Annotated in this window: 14 protein-coding genes; 10 read left to right on the top strand and 4 right to left on the bottom strand. The window is 68.5% G+C overall.

All coding sequences use genetic code 11. From position 1 onward, the window contains the following. Both VFG33_RS17610 and VFG33_RS17605 read left to right on the top strand, forming a co-directional pair. The coding region (locus VFG33_RS17610) for an ArsR/SmtB family transcription factor (RefSeq protein ID WP_325053973.1) at positions 1–256 on the top strand (256 nt) is incomplete at its 5' end. Then, the gene (locus VFG33_RS17605; protein WP_325053972.1) at positions 253–1,218 is read left to right on the top strand and encodes an L-lactate dehydrogenase; all 966 of its coding nucleotides are present in this window, start codon (positions 253–255) and stop codon (positions 1,216–1,218) included. The genes VFG33_RS17610 and VFG33_RS17605, both read left to right, overlap by 4 nt. Before the next feature lie 166 nt (positions 1,219–1,384). Here the strand turns inward: VFG33_RS17605 and VFG33_RS17600 are convergent, their stop codons facing one another. After that, positions 1,385–2,737, bottom strand: a complete 1,353-nt coding sequence (locus VFG33_RS17600; RefSeq protein ID WP_325053971.1) for a polysaccharide lyase family 7 protein — start codon at positions 2,735–2,737, stop codon at positions 1,385–1,387. 263 nt (positions 2,738–3,000) lie between these two features. Here VFG33_RS17600 and VFG33_RS17595 point away from each other — a divergent pair, with 263 nt between their 5' ends. The 8 genes from VFG33_RS17595 (at position 3,001) to VFG33_RS17560 (ending at position 11,414) form a co-directional block, all read left to right on the top strand. Beyond that, entirely contained in the window at positions 3,001–3,597 is a 597-nt protein-coding gene (locus tag VFG33_RS17595) for a CGNR zinc finger domain-containing protein (RefSeq protein ID WP_325053970.1), read from the top strand. Between the two features lie 55 nt (positions 3,598–3,652). Continuing rightward, positions 3,653–4,099 (top strand): nuclear transport factor 2 family protein, encoded by a 447-nt coding sequence (locus VFG33_RS17590; protein ID WP_325053969.1) that lies wholly within the window; start codon positions 3,653–3,655, stop codon positions 4,097–4,099. Between the two features lie 13 nt (positions 4,100–4,112). Then, on the top strand, positions 4,113–6,932 hold the full coding sequence (locus tag VFG33_RS17585) for a helix-turn-helix transcriptional regulator (RefSeq protein ID WP_325053968.1): 2,820 nt from the start codon (positions 4,113–4,115) through the stop codon (positions 6,930–6,932). Positions 6,933–7,064: 132 nt separating this feature from the next. Then, positions 7,065–7,904, top strand: coding sequence for an alpha/beta fold hydrolase (locus VFG33_RS17580; protein WP_325053967.1), 840 nt, complete (start codon positions 7,065–7,067; stop codon positions 7,902–7,904). 33 nt (positions 7,905–7,937) lie between these two features. Then, positions 7,938–8,621 carry an isochorismatase family protein gene (locus VFG33_RS17575; RefSeq protein ID WP_325053966.1) on the top strand — a complete coding sequence of 228 codons (684 nt, stop codon included), beginning with the start codon at positions 7,938–7,940 and terminating at the stop codon, positions 8,619–8,621. Then, entirely contained in the window at positions 8,621–9,826 is a 1,206-nt protein-coding gene (locus VFG33_RS17570) for a DUF4331 family protein (protein WP_325053965.1), read from the top strand. Before VFG33_RS17575 ends, VFG33_RS17570 begins: the two co-directional genes overlap by 1 nt. Positions 9,827–9,878: 52 nt before the next feature. Then, positions 9,879–10,907, top strand: a complete 1,029-nt coding sequence (locus VFG33_RS17565; RefSeq protein ID WP_325053964.1) for a tetratricopeptide repeat protein — start codon at positions 9,879–9,881, stop codon at positions 10,905–10,907. A gap of 36 nt (positions 10,908–10,943) precedes the next feature. Then, a complete protein-coding gene (locus VFG33_RS17560) occupies positions 10,944–11,414 on the top strand; it encodes a MarR family winged helix-turn-helix transcriptional regulator (protein ID WP_325053963.1) in 471 nt (156 codons plus the stop codon). 10 nt (positions 11,415–11,424) lie between these two features. Here VFG33_RS17560 and mftF read toward each other — a convergent pair whose 3' ends face one another. The 3 genes from mftF to mftE are packed head-to-tail and all read right to left on the bottom strand — an operon-like array spanning position 11,425 to position 14,347. Further along, positions 11,425–12,855: a mycofactocin biosynthesis glycosyltransferase MftF gene (mftF, locus tag VFG33_RS17555; RefSeq protein ID WP_325053962.1), complete on the bottom strand. Its 1,431-nt coding sequence runs from the start codon at positions 12,853–12,855 to the stop codon at positions 11,425–11,427. Continuing rightward, complete coding sequence (locus VFG33_RS17550; RefSeq protein ID WP_325053961.1) at positions 12,852–13,652, bottom strand: mycofactocin-coupled SDR family oxidoreductase; 801 nt, start codon at positions 13,650–13,652, stop codon at positions 12,852–12,854. Before VFG33_RS17550 ends, mftF begins: the two co-directional genes overlap by 4 nt. Beyond that, positions 13,649–14,347 (bottom strand): mycofactocin biosynthesis peptidyl-dipeptidase MftE, encoded by a 699-nt coding sequence (gene mftE, locus VFG33_RS17545; RefSeq protein ID WP_325053960.1) that lies wholly within the window; start codon positions 14,345–14,347, stop codon positions 13,649–13,651. Before mftE ends, VFG33_RS17550 begins: the two co-directional genes overlap by 4 nt. Positions 14,348–14,349: the final 2 nt, after the last annotated feature.

The following is a 14,349-nucleotide window of genomic DNA, read 5'->3' as shown; positions in this document are numbered from 1 at the left end:
TCTCGCCGCCGTGGAGCCCGATGGTGAACTGGCGTGCACGTCCCTCGGCCTGCCGGTCAGCAAGTCCACCCAGAGCGGCCACTTCAAGGTCCTGCGAGAGGCCGGCGTGATCCGGCAGCGGGACGAGGGAACCTATCGGATGAACCGGCTCCGGCGACAAGATCTCGACAGTCGCTTCCCCGGCCTGGTCGATCTCGCCATCCCGCAAGGACGCGACATCATCGCCACCTGGTCGCGCGAAAAGGAACCGTCATGACCATCGACAACCCGGTACGCCGTAACGCGAAGGTGGCGATCGTCGGCGCCGGCCGGGTCGGTACCACGCTGGCCTACACGTGTCTGGTGAGGGGCGTCGGCAAGACCATCGCCCTCTACGGCAGAGATCCGGAGCGGCTCCGTGCCGAGGTGCTCGACCTCAATCACGGGCTGCAGTTCGTGCCGATGGCCACCGTCATCGGGTCCGCGGACCTCGAGGTCTGCCGCGACGCCGACGTGGTGGTCGTGACCGCCAGTGCCCCGATGGTGCCCGGCCTGTCCCGCCTGGATCTGGCCGAGGCCAACGTGGCGATCTGCCGCGAACTGGTCCCGCGCCTGGTCGAGGTCGCGCCGTCCGCGATCTTCCTGTTCGTCGCCAACCCCGTCGACGTCGTCACCTACGCGGCGCTGCGCATCTCTGGCCTTCCTCGGTCACAGGTCTTCGGCGCGGGAACAGTGCTGGACAGCTCGCGGCTGCGGCAACTCCTGGCCGGGCACTGCGGCGTGGCCGTGCAGAACGTGCACGCGTACATCGTCGGCGAGCACGGCGACTCCGAGGTTCCGCTGTGGAGTTCGGCGACGATCGGCGGCGTGCCGCTGTCGCAGTGGAAGGACGCTGGCCTTCTGCCGCTGGACACCACAGCGATGGCCGACATCTTCCGGCGAGTCGTGGGCGGCGGAGGCGAGGTCGTCGCCGCTAAGGGTTACACCAACTACGCGATCAGCCTCGCGACCGTCCGCATCCTCGAGTCGGTGCTCTACGACGAGCACCAGGTGCTGCCAGTCAGCTCGCTGATCGAAGACTTCATCGGCATCAACGACGTGTGTCTGTCCGTGCCGTCGGTCGTCAACCGGCACGGCGTGCAACGCGCCCTGCCGATCCCGCTCTCGGCCGCCGAAGCCGAGGCCTTCCAGCGCTCAGCGGAGGCGGTCCGAGCTGTCATTCAGCGATGCGGCCTGTGAGCGCACGGCGTGGCGAACGCGACGATCCGCGACATCGCCGACCCGAGCCTGGATCAGTAGCCAACGGCAACTACTTCAGTGAGCGGACCGCGGGCGTGAGTCAGGTCGAGTACTCAAGACCGACGGCGATCAGAGCCGCAGGCCCCGGTCGCCGTCGGTGCGGTGGTCAGTTGGGGGTGTGGGAGCGGGTGAGGGAGTAGAAGGTGGCCTGGGCGTAGTCGCCTGGGTCTCCGGTGTTGTTGAGGTGGTAGTTGCCGGCCTTGAAGTAGAGCTTGTCGCCCTGGTAGCCGTCCTCGAGGGGAAGCGTGACCGTGGTGGGGCTCTGACCTTCAGGTGTGACCGTGACGGTCATGAGCTGGCCGACGACCTTGATCTGGTAGCTCCACCTCTGGCCGAGGACGATGCCGTTCGGTGGGTTGAGGTTGTCGGCATTGCCGATGATCGGGTAGTAGGTGTTGACGTTGCCCGGTGTGTCGTGGCCGAAGTAGACAGCACCACGAGCGTCACCAGGTCGCTTCTGGTACATGAGCCGGATCACTTCCGCGCTGTTGCCATGGATCTGGCCGACGATGATGCGGCCCACCTTGGCGGCGTCGCCTGTCGTGGTCACGTGGTCGACGGTGAGGGTCGCGGTCATCATGCCGTCGACGCCGCCTGCGTCGGCGATGTCGTCGGCGCTCGAGGTGCTGAGCACCCAGTTGTTCGCCGGTGAGGTGGACCCGCTGGTCGCGTTGGGGATCATCATCTCCCGCAGTTCGGCCCGCGAGTACGACGTACCTGGCGTGGTGCCGGCGTAGTTCGGGCAACGGAACACCATGCCACCGGTGCTGGGATCGGTGAAGAACTCTCCTGCCTTCTGGTATCCGCCGACCAGGTCGGGTGCGTACACCTCGGGCTCATCCGGGTAGTACGGCGGGGTGTACTTCCAGTTCTGCAGATCGAAGTTCGTGCCAGGCGGAGCGTCGGGGTCGAGACCGCCGGGCGGCGGCTCCTCGGCCGGCCCGTAGATGTCGACCTCGCTGATGCTGTTCCAGGCGTTCTTGCTGTTGCCGTACGCAACGATCCGCAGATACCGCGCGGATCCGGCCGCGAAGTCGTAGCTCTCCTGCTGGACCGTCGTGCCGCTGCTGCGGCGCTTTCCGATGACGGTGGTCCACGAGGTTCCGTTGCCGGAGGTCTGCACGTCGAAGGTGGCCTTGCGGGTGTTCCCCTGGTACCAGGCGATGGACAGTGATCCGAGCGGCGTGGTGGCGCCCAGGTCGTAGCGGATCCACTGGCCGTCGCCCTCGGCGGACCAGCGGGTGGACAGCGAGTTGTCCACGGTGTTGCCGGGGACGTTGCCGTCGTCCGCGCTCGCGGCCACGGCTGAGACGGTCAGCGGTGCCAGGGTCGGGGCGGCCAGGATCGGGGCGGCCAGGGTCGGGGCGGCCAGGGCCGCGGCGGTGTTCGGTGCGTTGGTCAGGATGGCCGCACTGGCAATCAGCGCGGCCCAACCTGCGATGGGGCGGCGGTAACGCATGGTCTGGACTCCTTCAGATCGACGGGTATTCCGCTCAGAACCACGTGGTCTTGAACCTTCTCTGGTAAGCGCTTGCCCAGGGACAGTAGTCCTCGGCGGGCAGTCCGGCAAGAGCTCGTGTGAAAGCGATTTCAGACATCTTCTTCGGCGGCTCGACGGCGAAACCGGCTTAATGCCTTGCCGAATCTGGCGATGGTAGGCCAGGCCGTGCAAGCGCTTTCTCAGATCCTTGACGTAAGAAGCAAAATACGTATGCTTCTTACGTGAGCGAGAAGGCACTGGATGTCGACTACCCGGCGAGCGGGCGGTTCGGTACTGCGCTTGCGCCCGCGCGGCTCGTCCTGAGCCAGGAGCTGGCCAACACGATCGGCTTTGATCACGTCCCAGGCGTGGTGGACCTGCTCGACCACGTGGACACGGCCCAGGACTGGATAGACGCGGTCCTGCCGCAGTGGTGCGCGTCGTCCGGCGCGGCCGATCCGCACCTGACGGTCACGAAGGCCGACCTGCCCCATCTCAGGTCGCTGCGGGACACGCTCCGATCGATCATCAGCGAACCAGCGGACTCCCGCGCTGACGTTGCCCTCGCCGGCTCCGCGGCGGTAACGGTCACCAGGGCCGGCGCCCATCTCGAGCCCCTCGGCTCCGGCGCGTCATGGTTGTCGGCGGCAATCGCCATCGAGGCTGCGGGCGCCCAGGCTCAGGACTCGTTCCGACGGCTGAAGCTCTGTCACGGACCGAGGTGCCGCGTCGCGTTCTACGACCGGTCCAAGAACAACAGCAGGGTGTGGCACGACACGGCAACCTGTGGCAACCAGGCCAACGCCCGAGCGCACCGGGCTCGACGTCGCCAGCAGTAACCAGACCGGCCGGGCAAATCGGCTGGCCGGCCACCAACTCGACCATGGAGGAACGATGTCCGACGCAAAGACCCTGCTGAGAGAATTCCTGGGCAACTTCCGCGACCCCGAGAAGGCGTCAGCCCTGTTCGCCGAGGACGGCGCCTTCGAGATGCCGTTCTTCGTATCGCTGGGCCTGCCACCACGCTTCGACGGCCGCGAGGGCGTCAAAGGATTTCTCACGACCGTCCTGGAGTACTACCCGGACTTCGAGTTCAAGGACGAGGACATCACCGTCCTGATCGATACCCCGGACCAGGTGTTCGCGGAGTACGTCGCGCACTCGACGGCCGCAGCCACCGGTCGACTGGCCCACCATCTGTTCATGGGGCGCCTGGTTGCCGAGAATGGTCAGATCAAGCTGATTCGCGAAGGCCTGAACACCGTCGCGGCGGCGTCCGCACTGCTCGCCGACGGCGTGCACGATCTGCCCGCGCCGACGAACGAAGTACACGCCTTCTGATCGCAACGGAACCATGATCGAGACTCGCGACCTGGAGGCGGGCACAGTGTCGATGCCGAGCCGGTGGCTCGCTGCCCGCGAGGGAGGACGCGCAGTCGAATTAACAGGCCGGCTCAGTGAAGGCGACGTACTGGGCCGGTTGATGGGAGCTGTTCGCGCGGGCGGGAGCCGGGCGCTGGCGCTGCGTGGCGAGCCTGGGGTAGGCAAGTCCGCGCTATTGGACTACCTGGTCGAGCAGGCGTCCGGCTGCACCGTAGCGCGTGCGGTGGGTGTCCAGTCGGAGATGGAGCTTGCCTTTGCCGGCTTGCATCAACTGCTGGCGCCCATGCTGGATCGGCTTGACCGTCTACCGAGTCCGCAGCGCGACGCGTTGCGGACCGCGTTCGGCCTCAGCGATGGCCCGGCACCGGATCGCTTCCTGGTGGGCCTTGCCGTCCTGAGTCTGTTCTCCGAGGTCGCCGAGGAGCGGCCGCTGATCTGTGTGGTGGATGACGAGCAGTGGCTCGATCGCGCGTCGGTGCAGGTCCTCGCGTTCGTAGCCCGCCGCCTGGAGGTCGAGGCAGTCGGCCTGGTGTTCGCGAGCCGCGGTCCCAGTGACGACCTGGCGGGATTGCCCGAGCTCGTCGTCGAGGGTCTGCGCGAGGCAGATGCCCGCGCGCTGCTGGACTCGGTGCTGACCGCGCCCGTGGACACCCAGTTTCGGGACCAACTCGTCAGTGAGACGCGAGGCAATCCGCTGGCACTCCTGGAGCTGCCCAGGGGGCTCACGCCTGCGGAACTGGCAGGCGGTTTCGTGCTCCCGGGCGCGGCGCCACTGTCCGGGCGAATCGAAGAGACTTTCCGACGCCGACTGGAGGCTCTGCCGGCCCAGACCCAACGTCTTCTTCAGCTCGCAGCGGCCGATCCTGTCGGCGAACCGTTACTGGTGTGGCGGGCGGCCGAGCGCCTCGCCATCGGCACAGAGGCTGCGACGCCGGCGGCCGAGGCCGGTCTGCTCGAGTTCGGGACCCGGGTTCTCTTCCGCCATCCGCTCGTGCGCTCGGCCGCCTACCGGTCGGCGTCGCTCCAGGACAGGCAGAAGTTGCACGGCGCGTTGGCAGAGGTCACCGATCCGGACGTCGATCCAGACCGCCGGGCCTGGCATCGCGCACACGCGGCGGCAGGGCCGGACGAGGACGTCGCCGAGGAGCTCGAGCGTGCGGCCGGCCGGGCGCAGGGGCGCGGTGGCCTGGCTGCCGCGGCGGCGTTCCTCGAGCGTGCGGCGATGCTGACTCGCGATCCCGGACGTCGTGCGCAGCGCCTGCTCGCGGCGGCCGGGACGAAGCGCGACGCCGGCGCGCTCGATGCGGCACTGGGACTGCTCGTCGCGGTCGAGTCCGGCCCGCCTGACGCCCTGCGAACCGCGGAGGTGGAGCACCTGCGCGGGCAGATCGCCTTCGACCAGCGCCGCGGCGGTGACGCTGCTCGGATGCTGCTCAGCGCAGCCAGACGCCTCGAGCCGCTCAACCCCGACTCCGCGCGCGAGACCTACCTGGAGGCCCTCGAGGCCGCGATGTGGGCCAGCGACCTGGACAACCCTCGCGGCGTACTGGAGGCCGCCGAGGCTGCCCGGGCCGCGCCACCCGGCCCCGACCCGCCCCGGGTGGTGGATGTCCTGCTCGATGGGTTCGCTCTGCGATTGACGCAGGGTTACGCGGCTGCCGCGCCGACGCTGACCCGAGCACTTGAGCTGTATCTCGCCCTCGAGGTCGGAACCGACGAAGGCGGACGCTGGCTCAGGCTCACCGGGGGAAGAGCGGGCGCCGTCGTCGCCGTCGAACTCTGGGACGCGGAGTCCTGGCACGCTCTCGCTGCTCGCCAGGCGCAGTTCGCCCGCGACACCGGCGCGCTCGTGCACTTGCAGCTCGCACTCAACCTCGTCGCCTGGACGCAGCTCGTCGCCGGCGACTTGACCACGGCCGCGCAACTGATCGATGAAGAGCGCCTGGTCGCCGAGGCAACCGGGAACCCGCGGGTCGTGTACAACGAGATGATGCTCGCGGCCTGGCGTGGCCAGGAGCAGCTGGCGTCCGAGCTGATCGAGGCTATGTCGCAGGAAGCGGCCGCAGGCGGTCTGGGCGTCATCGCCGCGACCTACGCGAGCTCGGTACTCCTCAACGGTCTCGGTCGCCACGATGCTGCACGTGACGCGGCTCGGCGGGTCTTCGAGCGCGATCCGATGGCGTACGGGTCCTTTGTCGTGCCCGAACTGGCCGAGGCGGCGTCCAGGACCGGTGACGACGGGCTCGTCAGAGCTGCCGCCGAATGGCTCTCCGAGCGCGCCCGGGTGACGCCAACCGACTGGGTGCTCGGGATCGAGGCCCGCGTGCGTGCCTTGGGTAGCGAGGGCGATGCCGCCGAGCGCTTGTACCGCGAGTCGATCGCACACCTCGGTCGTACCCGGGTGCGCGTGGAGCTCGCCCGCACCCATCTGCTGTACGGCGAGTGGTTGCGCCGCGAGCATCGCCGCATCGACGCGCGCGAACAGTTGCGCATCGCCCACGAAATGCTGGCGGGAATGGGCGCCGACGCCTTTGCGGAGCGGGCCAGGCGTGAGCTCATGGCGACGGGCGAGACTGCCCGCAGACGCGCCGTCGAGACCAGTGGTGAGCTGACTTCTCAGGAGACTCAGATCGCGCGTCTGGCTCGCGACGGTTTGTCCAACTCGGAGATCGGTACCCGGCTGTTCATCAGTCCGCGCACCGTCGAGTACCACCTGCACAAAGTCTTCGGCAAGCTCGGCATCAGCTCACGCAATCAACTGCACCGGGCTTTCGGCAGCGACCTGGCGTAGCCGGTTCGACCGGTCGGACTGGGGCTCCTTGCTAGGGAAATCTCAGACGCGACGGCGCCTCAGGGTGATCAGGATCGGTAGCAGGCAAGGCAAGTCGGCCCTGACCGGATCACCAGCAGTTGGGACTCGCACGTGACCACCTGGTTGAACACACCTTTCGAGACGCGGTTCCGGACGATCGACGGGTTGTCCGTCCGTTTCGCCGAGAGCCAGGACCACCACGACCATGCCCTGCTGCTGAGCCCGTGGCCGGAGAGCCTGCTCGCCTTCGAGCCGATCTGGTGGCGGCTCGCCCACCAGACGCACCTGGTGGCGATCGACCTGCCGGGGTTCGGTCATTCCCAACGTCGCGACGCCTTGCTGTCGCCGCGCGCGATGGGCGAGTTTCTGATCCGCGTCGCCGACGCGTTCGGACTCGAGAACCCTCATGTCATCGGCCCCGACGTCGGCACCGCGGCCGCGCTCTTCGCTGCCGCGCTGTCGCCAGGCAGGCTGCGCAGCCTCGTCGTCGGCGGCGGGGCCACGGCGTACCCGCTCGAGGTGCGTTGGCTGCTGAGAGATTGGATCGAAGCCTCGGACCTCGAGGAGTACCGCGGCGCCGACCCGCGCGCAATCGTCGCGGACGCTTTGAGTGCCATCGAGCGGTACGCAGTGCCCGACCCGGTCCGGGAGGACTACCTCTCCTCCTACGAGGGTGACCGGTTCGTCGAGTCCATGCGCTACGTGCGCAGCTATCCCACGGAACTTCCGCAACTCCACGATCTGCTGCCGGACATCCAGACACCGGTCCAGATCATCGCCGGCCGGCGTGACCCGATGGTGCCGGCGGTGAACGCGGAGTTTCTCCATCAGCGGCTGCCCAGCAGCAAGCTCGACCTCCTCGCCGCGGGCCATTTCGTCTGGGAGGACGCCGCGGACGAGTACGCGGCGCTGGTCACTGCTTGGTGGGGCGGGGGCTACGCGACCACCTGACCGCAAATCACCACAAGAGAAAGAGGAACAGTCATGACCGACAACCCGAACGAGCTGACCATTGAGAACTCGGTCGTCGTCCTGATCGACCACCAACCAGCAGTTGCGTTCTCCGTCCACTCCATCGATCACACCCTGCTGATCAACAACGTCACCGGTCTCTCGAAGGCCGCGAAGGTGCTCGGCATCCCGACTGTCCTGACGACCGTCGGAGCATTCGGGAGTGTTCTCGTCGACCCGATCTTCAAGGAGATCAGCGATGTCTTCCCGGAGAACCCGGTGATCGATCGCCCGTCGTCGCACGCCTGGTCGCATCCGGACGTCCGGGCCGCGATCGACGCGACGGGCCGCAAGAAGCTGATCATTGCCGGCCTGGTGACCGAGGTCTGCGTGGCCCAGTCGGTACTCGCGGCTCGCAAGGAGGGGTACGAGGTCTTCTTCGTCAGCGACTGCTCGGGCGGGGTGACGAAGGAGGCGCACGACGACGCCAAGGTCCGGATGACGATGGCCGGCGCCAAGCCGATCAATTGGATGGCCCTGACCGGTGAATGGGCCCCGGGCTGGGCCTCGCCGGAACGAGCCAAGCTCACCGATGCCATTGTTCAGCATGGCAGCACTGCCTCCCTGGGCACCGATTACGTGCTGGCGCAGATGACGGCCGGCATCGTGCCGACACCGGGCTTCCTGTCCGCTCCTGACCAGGCAGAGGTCAGCTGATGACCGATCACAACTCCAGTCCCCGAGCGGTCGCCGAGCCGGCCATCGACATCGCTGACGTCTATGTGTTCCCCAGCCCGTCCCGACCGGGTCGGCTGGTGCTCGTCCTGAACGTCTTCCCCAACGCCCGGCAGGGTGCGCTGTTCTCCGACGCCGCCCACTACCGGTTCCGCATCCGACCTGTGACCATCCCGGCCGGCGGTCCGGGTTCGGTCTTCGAGGTCGGCTCCGACGAGTACGACATCACAGTTGCGTTCGAGGCACCGACGACCACGGACGAGGCCGGGAACCCTGTGCAGGAAGGCTTCTGCACGCTGCCGAGCGGTGTCACGGTCGCCTTCCGGGCGAATGACGAGCAGGCAACCGAGGCGTTCGGCGTCCGCGTCTTCGCCGGGCTGCGGATGGACCCCCTCTTCATCGACGGCACCGGGTACGTCGAAACGCTCGCGACCGGGCGGGTCACCTTCCAGGAGAACGGCACGAACTCGGCCGAGGGATGGAACATCCTGGGCATCGTCGTCGAACTCGACGTCGCCACGGTGCTCGGGCAGGCGGCGGGCACGCTGTTCGCGGTCGCCGCGGAGACCGTCACGGCCGGCAAGTTCCCGCTGCGTCTCGAGCGGTTCGGGCGCGTCTTCGTGAAGAACCAGCTCCTGGGTGAGCTCGGCGTCGACAAGGTCAACCAGGACCTGGACCTTCGGGAGCTCTACAACTCGGAGGACCCCTTCGAGCTGGCGCCGGACTACCTCGCCGCCTATCGCGCCCGGCTGAACGCCAACCTGGCCGCTCTGGACGACATCGACGGAAAGATCGACTGGCCGCTGCGGCCGGATGGGACCCATCCACTGACCGAGCTGTATCTGGGCGACTACCAGGTCGTGGACGTCGCGAAGCCGTACGCCGAGGACAGCTACCTCGAGATCGAGCAAGCGATGCAGCAGGGGCGAGCGCACACCACCTCCGGTGGCCGATCCCTCAACGACGATGCGGTCGACACGACTCTCACGTTCAACGTGACGGCCGGGAACGGTCCGCGCATCAGCGACGGTGTCGACCAGGCGACGGTGCGAGCTTCGGACGACTTCCCGTACCTGGCGCCGCCGAACCCCGACCCGGCCGCCATCGGCGGGTTCTTGGTGCCCTCCAAGGTCGCTGACCAGTTGGCCGCACTCGAGGCAGCCGGCCTGGTGTCGCGTTCCCGCTGATCACTCTGGGGCCCGGGGACCACCACCCCGGGCCCGATGGAAGGAGCAACACATGACGATCGACAGCGAGCCGGTGACGACGGCAGGAGCGATCGCGCTGGCGAACCTCGAGGTCCGGATCGACGGGTACGTCTCACGAGTGGATGGCGGGCGGCCGACCGTTGGGGGACGCGTTGAGCTGATCGAGCTGATCGCCCTGCGGGGGCAGCTACTGGGCTCGATCGGGGATCTCGAACAGGCCGTGGCGCTGGCGGACGACCTCGTTGCCCAGGTGCCGAGCGACGCACGGTCCTTCGTGGCGCGGGCGAGGATGCGAGCTGTCTTCCACCGGTTCGCGGCGGCCCTGTCGGACCTCGACACTGCTGCGGCACTGGGTGGCGGCAGCGTCGTCCTCGATGCGGAGCGCGCCGGGCTCTACCAGGCGCTCGGACGCTACGACGAGGCACTCGAGATCCGCCGACCGGCGGCTGTGGCCAATCCGGTCTTCAGCACCCTGGCAGCGCTCGCCCTTCTCCATGGCGAGCGCGGTGAGCTGGACCTGGCGGAAAGCCGGTTCACAGCTGCGAGCCGCCACTATCGCGGTACTTCGCCGTTCCCGATGGCGATGCTCGAGTTCCAACGCGGCAAGCTGTGGATCGAGAACGACGATCACGGCCGCGCCCGCACCTGGATCGGCAGTGCGGTCCGCCGGCTGCCGGCGTACGTCCCTGCGCAGGGGCATCTGGCCGAGCTCGACGCCGACCGCGGAGATACGGGGGCAGCGATCGCCCGGCTTCGTCCGCTGGCGCTCAGCTCCGACGACCCTGACTATGCGACGCAGGTCGCCCGCGTCCTGAGCGACGCCGGTCATACTGACGAGGCGCGGACCTGGCGTGACAAGGCGGAAGCGCGCTATGACGATCTGCTCGCGGATCACTATGCCGCGTTCGCCGATCATGCCGCCGAGTTCTGGCTCACCGTCGGTGGAGATTCCGAGCGGGCGCTCGCGCTCGCACGGCAGAATCTCTCCCTCCGTCAGACCCCGCGGGCCCGGGCACTCGTACGCCGCGCGAGTAGTTGGTCGGTCGCCGAGCATCGGTGATGCTCGATCAGTGGGTGGGCGGCGTATTCTTTGTGTATGGCCAAAACGAGCGTCGATCGTCAGCTGCTGCCGCTGATCGAGCACCTCGCCCGCCTCAGTCGTCGCGCCTTCGAGACCTCGACGGCGCCCGGTAGCCTCCGCCCCCGTCACCTCGTCGCGCTCAGGCTGCTCAGTGAGCGCGGACCTGTCAGCCAGCAAGGGCTGGCGGACACCTTGAGTCTTGATCCGAGCAACGTCGTCGGGCTGCTCAACGAGTTGGAGGAGCGCGGACTGATCACGCGTCGCCGTGATCCGGCTGACCGTCGCCGCCACATCGTGGAGCTGTCGCCGGCAGGCGAGGACGAGCTCAATCTCGCCTATGCCCGGCTCAGCCTGGTCGAGGACGACCTGCTCAACGCCCTGAGCGCCGATGAGAGGGACACGCTCTATCAGTTGCTCACCCGCGCGGTGGCCGGCCAGGAGCCTGACTGGGAAGCTCCTGACGAATCGCCTTCCTGCGCCACCTGACCGACCCGACTCACGTTTCGCCGCGACCACGCTTGAGGCGATGGCTGGTTCGGGGAAGCAGCGGTGCGACAGTTCGAGCGGATACCGCGCCGCGCCAGACACCGGCGCCGTAGGCGATGTCGTCGGCGATGGCGGCGAGGCTCCAGCGAACCGGGTCGAGCGGCGGCCGCAGCGAGAACCAGTCGCGCAGCGCGGGGGCGATCACCAGCGCGGCCAGCGTTGCCAGGCGGTCGGCGCGATGACCACGGACCGCAGTACTGGCGATCAATGCGGCCGGAAGGGCCAACTGGGTGACGGCCCGGCCGACACCGAGTGCCGTGGCAGTGACTGCCTCGGCTGTCATGGACACCGCCGCTGACCCCGGTACTCCGGAATCGTGCAGCCGACGTGCCAAGTGGATCGTGGCCCCGACGGCCACCAGTCCCCCGATGGTGGGACGCCGGGCGAGCAGCAGTCCGGTGACGGCGCTCGGCCAGGGGGACAGCACCATCGGCGCGAGCCGGGTCGGATGACGCCGGGAAAGCGGACCGGCGGAGGTGCCGTAGCGGAAACGGCGGCCGAGAAAGGCAGGCCAGGTCTCGGGTTCGGCGTGATGCACCACCACTGTGGGGTCGTAGCGCACCTGCCGATCGGTAGCGATGAGACGCCAGATCAGGTCGACATCCTCGCCGTAGCGCAGCGACTCGTCGAACCAGCCGCCCACCATGGCATCGGAACGGACCACCAGCGCCGCAGTTGGCACGTACGACACCCGGGTACCGGGCTGAACCAATGCTTCCCGCGGACCGAGATCGAGTGGCGAGCGGAGGGCGGCGTACCGGGTCAAGGTCGTCGATCGTGCGGCAGGCGAGGGCATCACCCGCGGGGCGACGGCCGCGACCGTCCGATCAGCGAAGTGGGGGAGTAGCTGGTCGAGCCAGTCCGGGGGCGCCACGCAGTCGCTGTCGAGGAAGGCGACGATATCGGCGCGGTCGACAGCTCGCAGCCCGCTGTTGCGTGCAGCAGCGGGACCGCCGTTCTGCGGCCGCTCCAGGAGCCGGGCGCCGTGGTGGGCCACGACCTTCGCCACGGCTGCGCGGTCGGTGGAGCCGTCATCGACGACGATGACAGCGTGGGCGTGGCCGAGTGAGCTCAGGCATCTGTCGAGCTCGTCGGCACGGTCGCGCACGGGAACGATCACCACGGCCCGGCCGGCGAACGTTCCTCGCGGCGGACGCGGGTGCGCTACGCCGGCCGACACCAGACGGCGCGCGAGCTTGCCTTCGGCAACGGTTCCTACAGGTCCCACCTGCAGGGCGGCCAACGCCGCAGCACCGGCGGCGGACAACCGCAGGACTCGGCGAGGCTGCCCACCGATGATCAGCCGGCCACCGTTCAAGACGCGGGTCTCGGGGTCGAGCACGACCCGGAATCCCTTCGGCAGCGGGCGTGACGCGGTCACAGCGCGAGCCCGGCATCGACAGGTACGACTGCTCCGGTGAGCCCACTCGCCTCCGGACCGGCGAGCCAGGCGAGTGCGGCGGCGATCTCGGCTGGCTCCAGCAACCGCTCGAGCGGCTGCTGCCACGCGAACTCCTGCGACGATCCGAGCCCGTACAGGCGCGCGCTCTCATCGAGGATCGCCGTCGCGGTCGACCCCGGGCTCACCGCGTTGGCGGTCACCCCGGTGCCGCGAAGGTCGACTGCGAGGCCGCGAACGAGCCCGGTTACCCCTGCCTTGGCTGCGCTGTAGGCCGCGAGTCCTGGCATGCCCCGGGTGGCCGCGGCCGAAGCCACAGCGAGGAACCGTCCGGACCGCGGCTGCGGCCTGCGCAGCAAGGCCGGGATCGCCACCCGCGCGAGCGAGATGACGCCACCGAGGTCGACGTCCAGGATGCTGCGCAGTTGCCGTGCCGGCATCTCCCAGAGCGGTACTCCGCCTGCGATGACGCCCGCGACGCCTATGGCCGCGTCCAGGCCGCCCCAGGTGCGCTCGGCGAGATCCACGGCCTGCCCGAGCGCGTCCTCGTCCCGGACATCACAGACGTACGACAGGACCGACGCTGGATCTCCGGCCTCCTTGACCACTGCGTCCAGTTCGTCGCGCGTGCCCAGTGGGTAAGGCAGTGCGGCGTCGTCTGCACACACATCGAGCGCCAGCACCCGCCAACCGGATCTGGCCAGGGCGAGGACCGTCGCCGCGCCGATGCCACGAGCAGCGCCAGTGACCAGAGCGACCCCGGGGTCGGCGTCGGTCATGGCACAGTCCGGACCGGACCGGCCCAGTCCGCGACCGCTGCGAGGAGGTCGCGGACCAGCGTGCCGAGAATGGTGCGGCCGTGCTCGGCGCTAGCTCCTGCTGGGTCACCGAGCACCCCGTTGGGGCTGACCGAGCGCACTCCGCCGGTTCGCAGCGCGGGCATCAGCTCGTCGATCGGTGCGGTCGCACCCGCCTCGGCCAGGTGCATCCGCACCCGGCTGCGGTCGAGCTCGAGCTGCAAGGAGGTCTCGACGAACCCGGCGTGGGCATCACCGTTCCACCGCGGCATCCACGCGAGCACATCACGTGACTCGCTGCACAGCAACGCCGTTGCGCGCAGTACCGGCTCCGCGTTGCCGCCGTGGGCATTCACCAGCAGCATCCGGCTGAACGTCTCAGACGCCGACCGGCCGAGCTCGACAAGCAGCAGCTCAAGCACTTCCTGGCCGATGGAGAGTGTCCCCGCGAACCCGGCGTGCTCGCCACTGGCGCCGTAGCCGATCGCGGGCGCGACGATGACGTCCGCTCTGGCTGCCGCGAGGGCGCCGCACAGCGCCACGGCCACATCGGCGTCGGTCGACAGCGGCAAGTGCGGCCCGTGCTGCTCTGTCGAGCCGAGCGGCACGGCGAGCAGGCAGCCTTGGTCGGCATGCTCGGCGGCTTGGGGCCAGGTGAGGTTGTCAAGGCGGGTCATGG

This window comes from Kribbella sp., assembly GCF_035687465.1.
Taxonomy (GTDB): Bacteria; Actinomycetota; Actinomycetes; order Propionibacteriales; family Kribbellaceae; genus Kribbella.
Note: the sequence above shows the minus strand (reverse complement) of the source record. Positions and strands in the feature narration are given on the sequence as shown.